At 69.9% G+C, this 16,160-nt stretch carries 17 protein-coding genes; 4 read left to right on the top strand and 13 right to left on the bottom strand.

Annotated features, from left to right (window positions below):
• The first annotated feature begins 9 nt into the window (after positions 1-9).
• Positions 10-1,557: a sensor histidine kinase gene (locus tag IBL26_RS04810; RefSeq protein WP_187783324.1), complete on the top strand. Its 1,548-nt coding sequence runs from the start codon at positions 10-12 to the stop codon at positions 1,555-1,557.
• Positions 1,558-1,612: 55 nt separating this feature from the next.
• Positions 1,613-1,849, top strand: a complete 237-nt coding sequence (locus IBL26_RS04805) for a hypothetical protein (RefSeq protein WP_187783323.1) — start codon at positions 1,613-1,615, stop codon at positions 1,847-1,849.
• A 182-nt stretch (positions 1,850-2,031) separates the two neighbouring features.
• Here IBL26_RS04805 and glpD read toward each other — a convergent pair whose 3' ends face one another.
• The 8 genes from glpD to IBL26_RS04765 form a co-directional block, all read right to left on the bottom strand.
• Positions 2,032-3,525: a glycerol-3-phosphate dehydrogenase gene (gene glpD / locus IBL26_RS04800; protein ID WP_187783322.1), complete on the bottom strand. Its 1,494-nt coding sequence runs from the start codon at positions 3,523-3,525 to the stop codon at positions 2,032-2,034.
• Positions 3,525-4,337 (bottom strand): phosphonate ABC transporter, permease protein PhnE, encoded by an 813-nt coding sequence (phnE, locus tag IBL26_RS04795; RefSeq protein WP_187783321.1) that lies wholly within the window; start codon positions 4,335-4,337, stop codon positions 3,525-3,527. Before phnE (IBL26_RS04795) ends, glpD begins: the two co-directional genes overlap by 1 nt.
• A 5-nt stretch (positions 4,338-4,342) precedes the next feature.
• Positions 4,343-5,131, bottom strand: coding sequence for a phosphonate ABC transporter, permease protein PhnE (gene phnE / locus IBL26_RS04790; protein WP_187783320.1), 789 nt, complete (start codon positions 5,129-5,131; stop codon positions 4,343-4,345).
• Positions 5,128-5,940 (bottom strand): phosphonate ABC transporter ATP-binding protein, encoded by an 813-nt coding sequence (phnC, locus tag IBL26_RS04785; protein WP_187783319.1) that lies wholly within the window; start codon positions 5,938-5,940, stop codon positions 5,128-5,130. Before phnC ends, phnE (IBL26_RS04790) begins: the two co-directional genes overlap by 4 nt.
• A 12-nt stretch (positions 5,941-5,952) precedes the next feature.
• Positions 5,953-7,056 carry a phosphate/phosphite/phosphonate ABC transporter substrate-binding protein gene (phnD, locus tag IBL26_RS04780; RefSeq protein WP_187783318.1) on the bottom strand — a complete coding sequence of 368 codons (1,104 nt, stop codon included), beginning with the start codon at positions 7,054-7,056 and terminating at the stop codon, positions 5,953-5,955.
• A complete protein-coding gene (locus IBL26_RS04775) occupies positions 7,053-7,895 on the bottom strand; it encodes an HAD family hydrolase (RefSeq protein ID WP_187783317.1) in 843 nt (280 codons plus the stop codon). Before IBL26_RS04775 ends, phnD begins: the two co-directional genes overlap by 4 nt.
• 43 nt (positions 7,896-7,938) lie before the next feature.
• Entirely contained in the window at positions 7,939-8,730 is a 792-nt protein-coding gene (locus IBL26_RS04770; RefSeq protein WP_187783316.1) for a DeoR/GlpR family DNA-binding transcription regulator, read from the bottom strand.
• Between the two features lie 286 nt (positions 8,731-9,016).
• The gene (locus tag IBL26_RS04765; protein ID WP_187783315.1) at positions 9,017-9,925 is read right to left on the bottom strand and encodes a hydroxymethylglutaryl-CoA lyase; all 909 of its coding nucleotides are present in this window, start codon (positions 9,923-9,925) and stop codon (positions 9,017-9,019) included.
• Positions 9,926-10,118: 193 nt separating this feature from the next.
• Here IBL26_RS04765 and IBL26_RS04760 point away from each other — a divergent pair, with 193 nt between their 5' ends.
• Complete coding sequence (locus IBL26_RS04760) at positions 10,119-11,120, top strand: Bug family tripartite tricarboxylate transporter substrate binding protein (RefSeq protein ID WP_187783314.1); 1,002 nt, start codon at positions 10,119-10,121, stop codon at positions 11,118-11,120.
• 7 nt (positions 11,121-11,127) lie between these two features.
• Complete coding sequence (locus tag IBL26_RS04755) at positions 11,128-12,375, top strand: CaiB/BaiF CoA transferase family protein (RefSeq protein ID WP_187783313.1); 1,248 nt, start codon at positions 11,128-11,130, stop codon at positions 12,373-12,375.
• A 31-nt stretch (positions 12,376-12,406) separates the two neighbouring features.
• On the opposite strand, the gene IBL26_RS04750 is transcribed toward IBL26_RS04755, so the two are convergent.
• From IBL26_RS04750 to IBL26_RS04730, 5 genes are all read right to left on the bottom strand, one after another.
• A complete protein-coding gene (locus tag IBL26_RS04750) occupies positions 12,407-13,279 on the bottom strand; it encodes an HpcH/HpaI aldolase/citrate lyase family protein (protein ID WP_187783312.1) in 873 nt (290 codons plus the stop codon).
• A 156-nt stretch (positions 13,280-13,435) separates the two neighbouring features.
• Positions 13,436-14,422 carry a Bug family tripartite tricarboxylate transporter substrate binding protein gene (locus IBL26_RS04745; protein ID WP_194443502.1) on the bottom strand — a complete coding sequence of 329 codons (987 nt, stop codon included), beginning with the start codon at positions 14,420-14,422 and terminating at the stop codon, positions 13,436-13,438.
• Positions 14,423-14,641: 219 nt separating this feature from the next.
• The gene (locus IBL26_RS04740; protein WP_187783311.1) at positions 14,642-15,013 is read right to left on the bottom strand and encodes a cupin domain-containing protein; all 372 of its coding nucleotides are present in this window, start codon (positions 15,011-15,013) and stop codon (positions 14,642-14,644) included.
• A gap of 13 nt (positions 15,014-15,026) precedes the next feature.
• Entirely contained in the window at positions 15,027-15,614 is a 588-nt protein-coding gene (locus IBL26_RS04735) for a thiamine pyrophosphate-dependent enzyme (protein WP_194443501.1), read from the bottom strand.
• Positions 15,611-16,150, bottom strand: coding sequence for a thiamine pyrophosphate-binding protein (locus IBL26_RS04730; RefSeq protein ID WP_187783309.1), 540 nt, complete (start codon positions 16,148-16,150; stop codon positions 15,611-15,613). Before IBL26_RS04730 ends, IBL26_RS04735 begins: the two co-directional genes overlap by 4 nt.
• Between the last annotated feature and the right edge of the window lie 10 nt (positions 16,151-16,160).

Below are 16,160 nucleotides of genomic sequence, written 5' to 3'. Positions count from 1 at the left end.
CGGCCCCGCTTGCGGACGTTGCTGCTGCTCAGCAACGTCGTCGTGCTGGCGCTGCCGCTCTCCGCGCTCTGGGCGCTGCGGCTGTATGAAAGCGCGCTGGTCCGGCAAACGGAATCGGAGCTGCGGGCGCAGGCGGCGGTCCTGGCCGGAGCCTGGCGGGCCACGCGCGGCATCCAGGCGGAAAGCCTGGCCGATGGCCTGACCACCCGGGCGTTGGAGACGGCGCGGCGGCGCGGCCTCGATCTGGCCGACGACCCGGTGCTGCCTTTCGCCCCCGATCCGCACCCCGGCCCCCCGCCGATCCCGCTGGCGGCCGAGGCCGGCGCGCGGCTGCTGCCGGTGTTGCGGGATACCCAGGCGGTAACGCTGGCGGCGTTGCGGTTGTTGGATGCCGCCGGCACCGTCGTTGCCTCCACCGGCAACGACACCGGCCTGTCCCTGGCGGGGCTGGAGGAGGTGGAGGCCGCGCGCGCCGGCCAGCCCCGCGCCGTGCTGCGCCAGCGGGAGAAGATCGCGACCGATGTGCCGGAAGGCATCAGCCGCACCGCCGGCCTGCGGGTGCATCTCGCCATGCCGGTACTGAACGGCCCGCAGGTGGAGGCGGTGGTGCTGCTCTCTCGCACGCCCGCGACGGTCCGGCAGACGGTGGTGGGCAAGGCGCCGCAGATCGCGGCAGTCGGGTTGCTGCTGTTGTTGCTGGTGGCCGCGCTGGCGGCGCTGGCTTCCCGCCTGATCACGCAACCACTGGCCGCTGTCGTGCGCGCGGCGCGGCAGGTCGCAGCCGGCGGGCAGGGGCCGCTGCCGACCCTGCCGGCCACCGCGGTGCGGGAGGCGGTGGACCTCGCCGATGCCATCGCCCGCATGACGGCGACGCTGGAGGGCCGGGCCACCTATGTCCGCAGCCTGGCGGCCCATGTCAGCCACGAGTTCAAGACGCCGCTGGCGGCGATGCGCGGCGCGGCCGAATTGCTGTCCGAGCACGGCGAGGCGATGACGCCCGAGGAACGCGCCCGCTTCGCCGCGCGCATCGAGGACGGCGTGGCGCGGCTGGACCGGCTGGTGAGCGGCCTGCTGGAGCTGGCGCGGGCGGACATGGCGGCAGGCGGCGGCCGGTCCGCGCTGTGCCCGCTGGCGGAAGCCGCCGCCACACGGTTCCCGGCGCTGCGCGTGACGGTGGCTGGGGATGCCCTGGCCGCCTTTCCACCGGAAGCGGCGGCGACGGTGCTGGACAGTCTGCTGGGCAATACCCTGGCGCATGCCGGGCCCGGCAGCCACGTCCACATCACGCTGGTGCAGGCCGGCGCGGCCGCGGTGATGGAGGTGGCCGATGACGGCCCGGGCCTCTCCGCCGCCAACGCCGCCCGTGCCTTCGACCCCTTTTTCACCACGGCGCGGGAGCAGGGCGGCACCGGGCTAGGCCTCCCCATCGCCCGGTCGCTGGTGGAAGGCGCGGGCGGCAGCATGGCCCTGATCCCTGCCGCGCGGGGCGCCGCCTTCCGGGTCACGCTGCCGGCGGCGGAGAGCGCGGCCCTGGCAGATGGGATCGAGATGTTGTGATCGCAGGCCGGCGCGGCCACGCCTAGTCTGGATCCAACGACAAGGAGGAACCGACATGGGCAGTGAGATCGAGGACTATCCCACCCGGATCGACGACTATCTTCCCCACGTCATCGCCCGCTGTGTCGAGAAGGCCGGCCGGCACCAACGCCCGTACCGTTTCAGCCTGAATGGCGCCACCACGGTGGTACAGCCCGGCCAGTCGGCTGACTCCGTGAACGCGGATGTGCAGCGCCAGTGGCAGGCGGCCACCGCCGGCCGCACCCAGCAGGCGGAAGCCCCGCCAGGCTGAGCCTTCCTGAAGCGGCAAGGGCATGGCCAGCGCTGGAAAGCGCCCACCATGCCTTTCAAGCTGCGGCGAGTTTGATGGTGACTAGAGCATAATGCGTCACATTCGTTGACGCACCATGCTCTGTGCCTGTGTTTGATCGCGTGATTCAGGCTTTCGGTGATTCCACCTCAAGCCATCACGTTCTAGGCCGCCTGTGCCACGCCGCTGAAGGCGTGGGCAAAAGCTTGGCGTTCGTCCTCGGTCATGTGCAGGCCGCGTTTGGTGCGGCGCCACAGTGCATCCTCCGGCCGCCTTACCCATTCCTGCTGCACCATCCAGGACAATTCCCGTTCGGTAATGCCGCCGCCCAGGTCATGGCCCAGCTCCGCGGCGTCACGTGCCTCGCCCAGCACCCGGTCCAGCTCCCCGCCATAGCAGTGGAACAGTCGCTGCAAGGTGGCGTCCTGCAGGAACGGGTAGCGGCGTGCCGCCTCCTTCAGGAAGGCCTCCGGCGTCCGGCCGCCGAGGTCGCCGCCTGGTAGGGTGGAGCCCGCGGTCCAGGCACCGCCCGGCCGGCCCAGCGCATCGCAAAGCTGGGTCGTCGCATCCTCTGCCAGGCGGCGGAAGGTGGTGATCTTGCCGCCGAAGATGGAAAGCAGCGGGGCAGCGGAACGGTCCAGCTTCAGTACGTAGTCGCGCGTCACGGCGGAGGGGTTCTCCGCCCCGTCGTCGTGCAGCGGGCGGACGCCGGAATAGGTCCAGACGATGTCCTCCGGCGTCACCGGCTTGCGGAACTGGCGGGAGACGGCGGCGCAGAGATAGGCGGCTTCTTCCGGCGTGCAGCGCGGCGGGCCGCTGGCCGGGTCGTGCGGCACGTCCGTGGTGCCGATCAGGGTGAAGCGGCCCTGATAGGGAATGACGAACACGACGCGGCGGTCGTCATTCTGCAGGATGTAAGCCTGGTTCCCCGCATACAGCGCCGGCACCACGATGTGGCTGCCGCGCACCAGCCGGATGCGGTCCGGTGCCTGCACGCCGGTGCCATCCAACGCCTGCATCACCCAGGGGCCGGCGGCGTTGGCGATGGCGCGGGCACGCAGCGTCTCGGTGCGGCCGTCCTCGGCCTCCACCGTCACCGTCCAGCCCTCGGCATCGCGCCTGGCGCCGGTGAAGGTGGTGCGGACGCGGATCTCGGCGCCGCGTGCGGCGGCGTCCCGCGCATTCAGCACGACGAGGCGGGAATCCTCCACCCAGGCGTCGGAATAGGCGAAGCCGTGCGTGGCATGTCCGTTCAGCGGTGCACCCCAGGGGTGGCGGCGCAGATCCAGCGCCTCGCTGCCCGGCAGCGTAACCCGCTTGGCCAGGTGGTCGTAGAGGAACAGGCCGGCGCGGAGCATCCAGCGCGCCCGCATCTCCGGCACATGCGGCAGTACAAAACGCATGGGCCAGACGATGTGCGGGGCCAGCCGCAGCAGCACTTCGCGCTCCGCCAGCGCTTCGCGCACCAGCCGAAATTCGCGATGCTCCAGGTAGCGCAACCCGCCATGCACCAGCTTGGAGGAGTTGGAGGAGGTGGCGCCGCCCAGATCGCCCCGCTCCACCAGGGTGACGGAGAGGCCGCGCCCCGCCGCATCCCGCGCGATGCCGGCGCCGTTGACGCCGCCGCCGATGACCAGCAGGTCAACCATCTCACGCATCAAATCAGCCTCGCCCGGATGCGGGTGACGACGATCTCGGCCAGCAGCACCACCACCAGGATGGCGAGCAGCACCGTCGCCACGCGCTCCCACTGGAAGAAGTTGATGGCGTCATCGAGCACCAGGCCGATGCCGCCGGCGCCGACCAGGCCCAGCACGGCGCTTTCACGCACGTTGATGTCCCAGCGGAACAGCGCGATGCCCCAGAAGGCCGGCTGCACCTGCGGCCAGACGCCCTTCAGCAACTCGGCGCCCCAGGGTGCACCGGCGGCGCGCAGCGCTTCCCGCGGGCCGGGATTGGTTTCCTCCAGCGCTTCCGCCAGCAGCTTGCCGACGAAGCCGACAGAGCGGAAGGCGATGGCGAAGACGCCCGCCGCCGCGCCCGGGCCGAAGATGGCCACGAACAGCAGCGCCCAGACCAGCGAGTTCACCGAACGGGATGCCACCAGGCCCAACTGCGCCAGCACGTTCAGCGGCTTGATGGTGCAGACATTGCGGGCCGCCATCAGCGCCAGAGGGATGGCCAGCACGAAGCAGAACACGGTGCCGAGCGTCGCGATATGCAGCGTCTCGATCATCGCGTTGTGCACGGCCGGGTAGTAGTGGGCGATATCGGGCGGCCACATCCGCACCAGCATGTCGGCCATCTGCTCCGGCGCATCCGCGAGGAATTCCGGAATGATGTCGATGCTGCGCACCGCCCAGACGACGGCGGCGACGCAGACCAGCCAGACCATCCAGCGGGAGATGCGCTGCGCGGGCGTGTGGCGCTGCCACTCGCGCCGCAGCGGCGCGACAGGATCATGGGTCATGCTGTTCATCGCAGGGCGGCCCGGACACGGCCGGAGATGATCTCGGCCAGGAAGATGAGGGCGATGATGGAAAGCAGGATGGCGGCGACGAAATCATAGTCGAAGCGCTTGAACGCTGCGAACAACGTGCCGCCGATGCCACCGGCACCGACGATGCCGACCAGGGTGGAATTCCGCAGGTTGCTGTCCAGCTGATACAGGCAGAAGCCGATGAAGCGGGATGCCACCTGCGGCAGCACCGCATAGGCGATGACCTTCATCACGCCCGCGCCGGTCGCGCGGATCGCCTCGACCTGCTTCATCGAGATTTCCTCGATGGCTTCGGCGAACAGCTTGGCGATGAAACCGACCGAGGCCACCACCAGCGCCGCCGTGCCCGCCAGCGCGCCGAAGCCAATGGCCTTCACGAACAGGATGGCGACGATGACGTAGTGCAGCGAACGGCAGACCGCGATGACGCCGCGCACCGGCCCGGCAATCCATAGCGGGGAGAGGTTGCGTGCCGCCAGGATGCTGAGCGGCAACGAGATGAGGATGCCGAGCGCGGAGGCCAGCACGGCGATCTGCAGGCTTTCCAGCAGGCCTTCCAGCAGCAGCTGCCAGCGTTCGAAATTCGGCGGCACCATGCGGCCCAGCAGCTTGGCGCCTTCGCCCATGCCATGCGCCACACGGTCCCAGGTCAGGCCCAGCCGCGTGCTGGCCCAGACGGTGTAGACAGCCAGCGCCAGCAGCGCCAGGCGCATCGGCCAGTTGGGCGCGAAGGCCAGGCGGCGGGGGGAGGTTGTGGCGCTCACAGCCAGTCCTCGCCGCCGTAGATGGCGCGCAGGTGGTGCTGCTCCAGCTCCTCCGGCGGCCCGTCGAAGATCACGCTGCCACCGGACATGCCAATGATGCGGCGGGCGAAGCGCTTGGCGAGATCGACATTGTGGATGTTGATGATGACGGGAACGCCCTCCGCCGCCGTCAGGCGCGTCAGCAGTTCCAGCACTTCCACCGCCGTGCGGGGGTCCAGCGAGGACGTCGGCTCATCCGCCAGCAGGATCTCCGGCCGCTGCATCAGCGCGCGGGCAATGCCCACGCGCTGGCGCTGGCCGCCGGAGAGTGCGTCGGCACGCCGCGTCGCGTGCTCCGGCAGGCCCACGGCATCCAGCAGCATGAAGGCGCGCTGGATGTCCTCTTCCGGATACTTGCGCAGCCAGGCGCGCCAGAGCGGAACGTAGCCGAGGCGCCCGCTGAGCACGTTCTCCATCACCGTCAGGCGCTCGACCAGGTTGTACTCCTGGAACACCATGCCGATGCGCCGCCGTGCCAGCCGCAGGTTCCGCCCGCGCAGCCCGGTCAGCTCCGCGCCATGCAGGCGGATGGAGCCGCTGGTGGGCTCCACCAACCGGTTGATGCAGCGGATCAGCGTCGACTTGCCGGTGCCGGAAGGGCCGATGATGGCGGTGATGCCCTCGGCCGGCACGGCGACGTCGATGCCTTTCAGAACGGGTTTGCCGGCGGAGTACTCCTTCACCAGTCCCTTGATCTCGAGGACCGTGGCGGAGGCCAGGGCCGCACCGTTCGGTGCGCCCTGGTGTGCGGCTGTCATAGTGGCGGACATGGTGTGCCTTTGTCAGCGGGCCGGCGCGGCGCCGGGCTGGGCGCCGGTGGGCGCGACATGGGTGGGGGCGGAGGGCTGCTGCTGCTGCGCCCGGCGGCGTGCCTCGGCCTCCAGCTCACGCCGGCTCTCGGCATCGAAGGCGGCGCGGTTGTAGGGGGCGTTCACTGCATCGGCCACGGCGCGCACCGGGGCCCACTGTTCCGCGTAGGTGGCGGGCCAGAAGCGATCGTTGCCGCCCAGGTCACGCGCCATCGATTCCGGGAAGCGGTAGGAGAGGAAGCAATCGCGGATCTTCTGCGCCAGTTCCGGCCGCAGGTCGTGCGCCACGGCGAAGCCGCTGGTCGGGAAGGGCTCGCTCTCCCAGATCACGCGGAAATTCTCGCGCTTCACCTGGCCACGCGCGACCATGCGGGTCCAGACGTCGGAGGCGACGGGCGCGGCATCGTAGTCGCCCGCGTTGACGCCCATGACGCTGCGGTCATGCCCGCCGGAATACACCACCTGGTAGTCGGTATCCGGCGTCAGGCCCAGCGCGGGGAAGAAGGCGCGCGGCGCCAGGTTGCCGGAATTGGAGGTGGCGGAGGTGTGCGCCACGCGCTTGCCGCGAAGGTCCGCCAGGGTCCGGTACGGACTGTCGGCGCGCACGATCATGGCGACGCGGTAGCTCTCGAAGCCCTCCGCATTGCCCTTCACCGCGAAGGGTACGGCGCCGGCAAGGTTGACGGCGAAGGCCGTCGGGCCGGTGGAGAAGCCGGCGACATGCAGGCGGCCGGAGCGCATGGCTTCCACCTGCGCGGCGTTGGACGTCACCTGGAAGTACACGGCGCGCTTGCCGGTGCACTGCGTCAGGTGGTCCAGGAACGGCTTGAACTGGCTGGCATACAGCGCTGGGTCCTCCACCGGGGTGTAGGTGAAGACGATGGTGGAGGGGTCACGCAGGCGGGCGGGGTCGGTCGGCGCATCGGCCACCATGTCCCGGTTGGCGTCGCAATAGGCTTCGTCCAGCGCGCCGCGGAAGGCGCAGGCGGCGGCCTGCTGCGCGGCGGCCGGGGCCAGCGCGAAGCCGGCGCCGAGCGTGAGGGCCAGGGCGGTGCCTGCCAGGAACAGGGTTTTCATGCGGCGTTCTCCTCCACGGTGCCGCGCGCCTTGAGCAACGCGTCGGCGAATTCAGCAAAGCCCGCACCGCCTTCGGCACGGGTGATGTAGGCCGGCGGCGTCGCCATGCCGGGCAGGAAGGGCGCGACATTGGCGACCCCCACGGAGCATGGCACGGCGGCGAAGAGCGGTGCGTCATTGGCGCTGTCGCCCACGAAGGCGACCTGGTCCCGCACGGCGGCGAAAGGCTGGAAGCGGGCGGCGAACAGTGCCTCGATCCCGGCGCGCTTGTCCCAGTCGCCGATCCAGGCATTGACGTGAATGGAGGACACCTTCGCCGCAGCGCCGCCTGCTTGAAAGATGGCGGCGATGCGCTCGGCGGCATCGAAGCCCAGCGGGCCGGCGTCCTCGCAGAAATCGACGGCGACATCGAACAGGCGGAACGCCTGGTCAGCGGCGATGGCGCTGCCCGGCACGTCGTGTAGCGCCTGCTCGGCCAACGTATGCAGGCGGGCGCGGTTGGCGCGGCGCTCCGCCTCGGGCTGGGCCTGCCAACGCAGCATGCGGCGGGCCTGGCGGTCCAGCGCGTACCACAGCGCGCCATTCTCGCCGACCACGGCCGCAACCGGCCAGTGGCGGGCGATGGCATCGCACCAGCCGGCGGGGCGGCCGGTGACGGGAATAACGGCGATGCCGGCGGCGTCCAGGGCCTCCAGCGCCGTGTAGGTGGCGGCGGGCAGCCGTCCATCCAGGGTCAGGGTATCGTCGATATCGGTCAGCACCCAGCGCAGCCGGGCGAGCCGGGCCGGACTCGCGTCGACGAGGGGCAGGGGAGGGGCGGATTCTTGTGTCATATACATGTTGAACTTGCCACCACGTCATGTGGCAGGTCAAACATGTTTTTTACAGTTCTGTTGCAATCGTCAGCCGCAGCCCATGCTGGCCCAGCGCGGCCGCCATCGGCACGGGCGGCGAAGCGTCCGTCACTAGGTCGGTGATCAGTTCGGCTGGGCAGACCTGCTCCAGGAAGACGCGGCCGAACTTGGAGGAATCGACCAGCAGAAGCCGACGCGGCGCCCGCTCCAGCATCGCGCGCTTCACCCAGGCGGCGCGGCTTTCCGCCTCGCAGGGACCTTCCTCGGTCAGGCCGGAAGCGCCGATCACGGCCATGTCCACGTGGAACCGGCGCAGGAAAGAGGCGGTCTCCGGCCCATACAGGCCGCGCTCCACCGCGCTCAGCTCCCCCGGTGCCACCAGCACGCGCAGCGCCTCGCTATCCCCGGCGGCCAAGGCGGCATCCAGGCTGTTGGTCAGCAGCGTGGCGCGGGTGCCGCGCGCGGCCAGGGCGCGGGCGAAATGGGTGGTGGTGCTGCCGGCATCCAGCATCACCACCGCGCCGTCCTCGACCAACGCGGCGGCGGCGTGGCCGATCCGCCGGCGCTCGGCCACCAGCACCTGCTCCCGCTCCGAAAGGCGGGGCTGGCTGGCAGGGTGGGAAGCGGAAGCGCCGCCATACGTCCGGCGCACCACGCCCTTGGCCGAGAGCTCTTCGATATCCCGCCGCACCGTCTCGGTGGAGACGCCGAAATCCTCTGCCAATGTGCTGATGCGCACGGTCGGGTCTGTGGAAAGCGCCTCGAGAATGGCGGTATGGCGCGCCGCTTTCCCCAGGGCCTGTGTGTTGCGTCGGGCCATAGGTTGCAAAGTGCCACATTCCCGGTCGTCTGCAAGGGCTTCCGTCATGACGGGGAAGCGGTGGCCGCGATCAAGGCGAGGCGTCGACGCTGCCGGCCTCCGCCGAACTCAACAGGAGGCGAGCGAAGCAAGGTCCAGCTTCCGGTCCCGCATCGGAGAGGAGGCCGCTGCTCAGGTGCCGCACGGTCCTTGTGTCGCCTGACGGGGCCCTGGCCGTCTTGTACAGCATCCTGTCCCGCCCCAGCCCCATCTCCGGCTGCCGGGCGGGAAGAAGGCCAGCCTCAGCTCACTGCGCCGCAGCGGGCCTCGCTGCCGCCAAGGCCTCCCGCACCCGCCCGCCGGGCATGCCACCCGGCAGGGCGGCCGCGCCCAATGCGACGGGCAGCAGCTTCTCCAGGTCGACACCGGTTTGGACGCCCATGCGCTCGAACATCCACACTACATCCTCCGTCGCCACGTTGCCGGTGGCACCGGGCGCGAAGGGGCAACCGCCCAGGCCCGCGATGGCGGCGTCGAACACCCGGACCCCGGCACCATAGGCGGCCTGCACATTGGCCAGGCCCAGCCCGTAGGTGTCGTGGCCATGAAAGGCCCATTTCCGCACCTGCGGGAACGCTGCGGCACAGGCGGCGAACAGCGCGGCGACATGCGCCGGGTCGGCACGGCCAGTGGTATCGCACAGGCAGTATTCGGCCTCCGCCCGCAGCGCCACCAGTTGGCCGACCAGCGCCATCGTCGCCGCTTCGTCCACCCGGCCCTCGAAGGGGCAATCGAAGGCCGTGGCGATGTTCATGCGGAGCGCGATGCCCTGCAGGTCCGGCAACAACTCGGTAAAATCCGCTACGGACTCACGGACGCTGCGGCGCACATTGTTGGCGTTGTGCGCGTCCGAGACCGAGATGACGTAGCAGAGATGTTGTGCCCCGGCCTGGATGGCGCGGCGGGCATGGCGCGGGTTGGGCACCAGCATCTGCGGGTCCACCCCCGGCAGCGCGGCGGTGCCCGCCAAGATCTCCTGCGCATCGGCCATTTGCGGCACCGCCGCGGCGCCGACGAAGGCCCCGGCCTCGATCCGGCGCAGGCCGGCCGCGACGCAGCCGCCGATGATGTCGAGCTTCCGTGCCGTGGGGATGAACGGCCCGATCGGCTGAAAGCCGTCACGCGGCCCGACCTCGACGATTTCGACCTGGGACATGGGCGCTTCCTTCTCCCGCAGCAGATGGGCCCGGGCGCGGCGCCGGACCAGTGCCGGTGGCCGCGCGGAGGCATCGTGGCACGATAGGCCGGCGCTTCCCTGCTTGCGATGGCTCGCCATGCGGAATCCTGCTTCGCGCCGCGCGGCGAAGCGGCCATGCTCCACGCAAGAACAAGCAACAGGAACGCCACGAATGACCACCGAGATCATGCTGCGGCGCCGGGCCATCCTGGCTGCCGCACCCGCCGGCCTCGCCGCCGCGCTGGGCCATCCGGGCCAGGCCAGCGCCCAGGCGACCGGCACCGCCGGGCCCATCACCCTGATCGTGCCGACCGCGCCGGCCGGCACGACGGACTTCGCCGCCCGCCTGCTGGCGGAACCGCTGTCCCGCCGCCTGCGGCAATCGGTCGTGGTGGAGAACCGCGCCGGGGCCAATGGCGCCATCGGCACCGGCGCCGTGGCGCGCGCCAAGCCGGATGGCACGACGCTGCTGGTGCAGTATTCCGGCTACCATGTCGGCTCACCCGCCATCATTCCCAATATCGGCTACGACGTCCGCAAGGATTTCGCACCGATAGGCCTGTTGATGGACAGCCCGCAGGTGCTGTTCCTGCACCCCTCCATCCCCGCCCGCACGGTCGCGGAACTGGTGGCCTATGCCAAGGAGCGCCCGGGCCAGTTGAACTACGCCTCCTCCGGCAATGGCTCGATCCAGCATCTAGGCACCGAGTTGTGGAAGCAGAAGGCCGGGATCGACATCGCCCACGTGCCTTATCGCGGCACCGGCCCGGCGACGCAGGACCTGCTGACCGGCCGCGTGCAGATCTTCATGACCACCCCGCCACCGCTGATGCCCTATGTGCGCGATGGTTCGCTGAAGGCGCTGGCCATCACCTCGGCCCAGCGGGCACCCGCCTTGCCGGACGTGCCAACCATGGCCGAGGCCGGCCAGCCGGATTTCGTGCTGCTGGCCTGGTTTGCCGTCTTCGCCCCCTCCGGAACCCCGCCGGCCACGCTGGCGCGACTGACGGAAGCGGTGCAAGCCGTGGTGGACGAGCCCGAGTTCCGCCGCAAGGCGGAGGAGCAGGGCGCCATCATCCGCAAGCAGACGCCGGAGGAATTGGCGCGGCGGGTAGATACCGAACTGACCGAATGGACCCGCCTGGCCCAGGCGGCCAACATCAAGCCGGAGTGAGACGCCTATGCCCGATACCCTGCCCCACCCGCAGGCCGATGCCAGCCTGGGCCCACTCGCCGGGCTGCGCATCCTCGAACTCGGGCATTTCGTCGCGGCGCCCTTCGCTACCCGTCTGCTGGGCGATCTCGGCGCCGAGATCATCAAGGTGGAGCCACCGGGAGGCGACCCGGTGCGGCAATGGGGCGCGCGCCACCAGGGCCACGCACCCTGGTGGTCGGTCCATGCCCGCAACAAGCGCTGCATCACGCTGGATCTGAAGCAACCCGAGGCACGGCAGATCGTGCTGGACCTGGTGCAGCATTGCGACGCGCTGGTGGAGAATTTCCGTCCCGGCCAGTTGGAGAAGATGGGCCTGGGCCGGGACGCCCTGCTGGCGGCCCGCCCTGGCCTGGTGATCGGCCGCATCTCCGGCTACGGCCAGGACGGTCCGTACCGGGACAAGCCCGCCTTCGGCGTGATCGGCGAGGCGATTGGCGGCCTGCGCTACCTGACCGACCAACCGCCGGGCACCTCGGACCTGCCGCCCGTGCGGGTCGGCATCAGCCTGGGGGATTCCGTGGCCGGCATCTACGCCGCGCTGGGCGTGGTTGCCGCCCTGTGGCGGCGGGACAACCGGCAGGCCGGCACCGGGCGTGGCGGGGAGGTGGATGTCGCTCTGACGGAGAGCGTCTTCAGCCTGCTGGAAGGTGCGCTGCCGGAATACGGCACGCTGGGCAGCATCCGCCAGCCGGCCGGCGGCGGCATCGCCACTGCGGCGCCGACCAATGCCTACCGGGCGCGGGACGGCATCTGGGTACTGATCGCCGCAAATTCGGAGCCGCTGTTCCGCCGGCTCACGGCCCTGATGGGGCAACCGGGGCTGGTGGAAGACCCGCGCTTCGTCGGCAACCAGCAGCGCGTGCGCAACGTCGCGGACCTCGACGCCATCATCACCGCCTGGACGGCGACAATGGATGGGCTAGACCTGGAGCGGCGCCTGGACGAGGCCGGCATCCCCTCCACCCGCGCCTTCACCGTGGCCGATTGCGCTACCGATCCGCAGTTCCTGGCACGCGGCATGGTCCGGGAGGTGCAGGACCCGCTGCACGGCCCGGTGCTGCACCCTGGCGTGGTGCCGCGCGTGGACGGCGCCGTACCGCCGCCCCGCTCCACCGGCCCCGATATCGGCGCCGACAACGCGGCGGTGCTGGGCGAACTGCTGGGCAAGACGCCGCGGGAGATCGCGGCGCTGAAGGATGCTGGCGTGATCTGAAGGGTTGTTCGCGGCCGCGTCAGCCGTGGCATCAGCCCGCCATGGCCAGGATCTCCTCGGCACGGCGCACCACCGGCAGGTCCACCATGCGGCCATCCAGCTGGAAGGCGCCACGGCCCTGCGCCCGTGCCTCCTTGTCCCCGGCAATGACGCGGCGGGCCCAGTCGGTCTCCGCCTCGCTTGGCGTGAAGGCGGCGTTGAGCGGGGCGACCTGCGCCGGGTGCACGATCAGGGCACCACGGAAGCCCATGCGCCGGGCCTTGCGGGCAGTCTCCGCGAAGGCGTCGATATCGGCATAGGCGCCGATGCTGCCGACGAAGCCCAGCGGCGTGATGCCCGCCGCGCGGGCGGCGCACAGCACGGCATAGTTGGGGGTGAACAGCGTGTCCGCATCCGGCACACCGCCCATGGCGGCCGAGTAGTCTTCCGGCCCGACAGTCATGGCGGCGACGCGCGGATGCGCGGCCGCGAGGCTGGGCAGCACGAACAACGCCGCCGGCGTCTCGATCTGCAGGATCAGCCTGATGCCGCCGGCCGGCAGCCCGCGTTCCAGTTCCAGCTCCGCCACCGCGTCCACGACTTCGCGGACGAAGCCGGCATTCTCCACCTTCGGCAGCACCAGCGCCTGCAGGCCGGGCCGCACTGCGGCTTCCAGGTCCCGGGCCAGGTGGCGGAGGCCGTGATTGACCCGCACCATCGCCAGCGTGCCGTTGCTGCCGACACGTTGGATGGTCTCGGCCAGCCGATCCCGCGCCGCCTGCTTCTCGGTGGCGGGCACGGCGTCCTCCAGGTCCAGGATGACGCCGTCGGCGCCCCGTTCATTGGCGCGGGCGATGAAGCGTTCAACATGCGCCGGCACGAACAACAGCGAACGCCACCGGGCGGGGGAGGAAGAGGCGGTCATGCGGCGTCAGTCCATCTCAAGCTGTCATAGGGCGTGGTGTCGCCCGGCAGATTGCAGTCTAGACTCCGCCGGGGCAAGCCATGCACACATGCACGGCCACGCCGCATTACCGTGAGAGGGAAGGCGCCTCAGGCACCTTCCTGATGGCCGCAGCCGCTACTGCGCGGTGATGCCGCTGGCACGCACCAGCGGCTCCCACTTCTCCATCTCCGCCTTCAGCCAAGCGGCGGCGGATGCTGGCGTGCTTTCGGCGTTGGGCTGGATGGACATGTCGGTGAAGCGCTGCGTCACGCCCGGCTGGCGCATGGCCTTGTTCACTGCCTGGTTCAGCTGGGTGACGATGGCATCCGGCGTGCCGGCCGGCACGAACAGCATATGCCAGGTATAGGCCTCGTAGCCCGGCAGCCCGGCTTCGGCGAAGGTCGGCACATCGGGCAGTTGCGGCAGGCGCTGGGCGGAGCTGACCGCCAGCGCCCGCGTGGTGCCGCGCTGCACGCTGGTGATGCCATCCGAGGCGACGTTGAGGAACATGGTCAGGTTGCCGTTCAGCAGGTCCGGTATGGCCGGTGCCGAGCCGCGATAGGGGATGTGGTTGACCTTCAAGTCGCCGGCCTGCTTCAGGAACAGCTCGGTCGCCAGATGCACGGCGCCGCCGGCACCGGAACTGCCGTAATTGTACTGCCCTGGCTTACTGCGGAACATCGCCACCAGTTGCTGGAGGTCCTTGGCCGGAACATCGTTGTTGACCATCAGAAGCATGGGGATGGTGCCCACCAGCGCCACCGGCTGGAAATCACTGACCGGATTGAAATTCAGGTTGGCGAAAAGTGGCCGCAGCACCGCATGGGCAACTGTGCTGTACAGTACCGTGTAGCCATCGCGCGCGGACTTCGCCACGGCCTCGGTGCCGACCACCACGCCGGAGCCGGTCCGGTTCTCGACGATCACCCGCTGGGGCAGGGCATTCGTCATGCCATCCGCCACCAGCCGGGCCGCGACATCGGTCGGACCGCCTGCCGCAAACGGGCAAATGAAGCGCACCGCCTGATTGGGCCAGGCCTGGTCCGCCGCAGCGGAGGCGGGGCCGGACGCTACCAACCCGGCCGCGAGCTGCCACAATGTTCGCCTGTTGATTTCAAGCATGTTTCTTCCCTGTCTGTTTCTCGACCAACAATGCCGCGCTGGGCGCCAGGGCGCTGCGCGGCATGATCAGCGGCGGGTCAGGTCTTGCTGCCTGCATCCCGGCCGATGGCACCATGGCAAGCCTAGAACGAACGAATTCGCAACGCCTCCGAAAAGATCGTGTTGAACGCGTGATTCCGTGTGGTTACGTGCTGCAGGCAACACAGGGCAGGGGCGGAATCACGCAATGCCGAAGCCGGAGCCCGGCACACGGTATTCCGGCCGCGGCGGGCTGAAGATGTCCAGCACCCGCGCGCCTTCCGGCCCCGCCCGCATGGTGTGCGGCACGCCGCCGGGCGTCCGCCAGAAATCGCCCTTCCGGACCGCGATCTCCTCGTCGCCCTGCACGCGGGTGGCGCTGCCTTCCAGCAGCACGCCCCATTGTTCTTCCGGATGTGCATGGACCCGGCCTTCGGCATTCGGCGCGATGGTCACGATGGAAAGCATGGCGTGCTCACCGGCGAAGATCCGCGCGGCGAGGCCGGGCGCCAGCTCACGCTCGATACCGCTGGTCGTGGCGTCCAGATGGTGGAACTCGTCGGCTTGCGTCATGGCAGCGTCATCCTCAGGCAGGTGCGTGGCCGAGGGCCATGCGGAAGCGGTTCTTCACATGGACGCCGTCACGCGGCGGCAGGGCGCGCGGCAGGTTCTCCGCCGCGATCTTCACCACCGCCAGGTTCAGGCTTTCGCAGGCCTGCACGCGCTGCCGCAGCGGCGGGACGCCCTGCATGTCGGTGACGAGATCGACCTTGGGAAAGCCGATCGCCTCGGCCACTCGGCTGAACTCCAGCCCCTGGCCCGCATGGCTCGGCTGCATGCCGGTCTCGCCGAAATGCCCGTTGTCGAGGATGACGATGCTCAGGTTGCGCGGCGCCCGCAGCGCGATGGTCGCCAGGGCGCCGAAGCCCATCAGTTGCTCGCCATCGCCTGTCACCACCATGACGGGCCGATCGGGCCGCGCCAGAGCAAGGCCCAGCCCCACCATCGCCGCGCTGCCCATGGCGGCCCAGAGATAGAAATTCCCGTCATGGTCGCCCGCCGCCATCACGTCGTAGGACGGAGAGCCAAGACCGGTGATGACGAGCAGCTCGCCCCGGTCCCGCAGCAATCCGGCAACGACGGCGCGCCGGTCGAGAGTGCCGCCCGCGGTCATTTCAGCCACTCCTTCTCACCGATCAGCCGCTGGCCGAGCAGCACCGCGCAAGCGGCATCGCCATCGAACGCCATGGTCGCGGCGCCACGCAGCAGGGGCGCGACGTCCTTCGGGTCATCCGCGCGCCAGGTGAGCACGCCCATCAGCCGCAACGCGGCTTCCGCCGCCTGGCCCATCGGGTTCTGCCACTGGTTGAACTCCGCCCAGTCCCCACGCATGGTGACCACCATCAACAGCGGAAACCGGGTACATGCCTGCAGCGCCAGCGTGTTGATGCAATTGCCGACGCCGCTGGACTGCATCAGCAGCGCGCCCCGCTCTCCGCCCAGCCAGGCGCCGGCGAGGTAGCCGATGCCTTCCTGTTCGGTCGTCAGCACGACGGAGGTGATGGAGGGATCGGCCTCCGCCAGCCGGATCGCCGTGGAATGGCCGGCATCTGGCACATACACGACGTGCTTGACCTGGGCGGCTTTCAGAACGTCGAACACGTCCCTCTGCCAGCCCGGCGCGGTTGCGCCCGCGAGATCCGGTGCCATGCGCTTCCTC

The sequence above is a fragment of the Teichococcus aerophilus genome (assembly GCF_014490485.1).
GTDB classification, from domain to species: Bacteria; Pseudomonadota; Alphaproteobacteria; order Acetobacterales; family Acetobacteraceae; genus Pseudoroseomonas; species Pseudoroseomonas aerophila.
Note: the sequence above shows the minus strand (reverse complement) of the source record. Positions and strands in the feature narration are given on the sequence as shown.

What these genes read in the sequence shown, in the direction of transcription:
- phnD (WP_187783318.1), bottom strand. Translation starts at nt 7,056, where the DNA reads ATGAAAACCCTGTTCCTGGCAGGCACCGCCCTGGCCCTCACGCTCGGC.
- IBL26_RS04775 (WP_187783317.1), bottom strand. Translation starts at nt 7,895, where the DNA reads ATGTATATGACACAAGAATCCGCCCCTCCCCTGCCCCTCGTCGACGCG.
- IBL26_RS04805 (WP_187783323.1), top strand. Translation starts at nt 1,613, where the DNA reads ATGGGCAGTGAGATCGAGGACTATCCCACCCGGATCGACGACTATCTT.
- IBL26_RS04750 (WP_187783312.1), bottom strand. Translation starts at nt 13,279, where the DNA reads ATGACCGCCTCTTCCTCCCCCGCCCGGTGGCGTTCGCTGTTGTTCGTG.
- IBL26_RS04755 (WP_187783313.1), top strand. Translation starts at nt 11,128, where the DNA reads ATGCCCGATACCCTGCCCCACCCGCAGGCCGATGCCAGCCTGGGCCCA.
- phnC (WP_187783319.1), bottom strand. Translation starts at nt 5,940, where the DNA reads ATGTCCGCCACTATGACAGCCGCACACCAGGGCGCACCGAACGGTGCG.
- IBL26_RS04740 (WP_187783311.1), bottom strand. Translation starts at nt 15,013, where the DNA reads ATGACGCAAGCCGACGAGTTCCACCATCTGGACGCCACGACCAGCGGT.
- IBL26_RS04765 (WP_187783315.1), bottom strand. Translation starts at nt 9,925, where the DNA reads ATGTCCCAGGTCGAAATCGTCGAGGTCGGGCCGCGTGACGGCTTTCAG.
- IBL26_RS04770 (WP_187783316.1), bottom strand. Translation starts at nt 8,730, where the DNA reads ATGGCCCGACGCAACACACAGGCCCTGGGGAAAGCGGCGCGCCATACC.
- IBL26_RS04735 (WP_194443501.1), bottom strand. Translation starts at nt 15,614, where the DNA reads ATGACCGCGGGCGGCACTCTCGACCGGCGCGCCGTCGTTGCCGGATTG.
- IBL26_RS04760 (WP_187783314.1), top strand. Translation starts at nt 10,119, where the DNA reads ATGACCACCGAGATCATGCTGCGGCGCCGGGCCATCCTGGCTGCCGCA.
- glpD (WP_187783322.1), bottom strand. Translation starts at nt 3,525, where the DNA reads ATGCGTGAGATGGTTGACCTGCTGGTCATCGGCGGCGGCGTCAACGGC.
- IBL26_RS04730 (WP_187783309.1), bottom strand. Translation starts at nt 16,150, where the DNA reads ATGGCACCGGATCTCGCGGGCGCAACCGCGCCGGGCTGGCAGAGGGAC.
- IBL26_RS04745 (WP_194443502.1), bottom strand. Translation starts at nt 14,422, where the DNA reads ATGCTTGAAATCAACAGGCGAACATTGTGGCAGCTCGCGGCCGGGTTG.
- phnE (WP_187783321.1), bottom strand. Translation starts at nt 4,337, where the DNA reads ATGACCCATGATCCTGTCGCGCCGCTGCGGCGCGAGTGGCAGCGCCAC.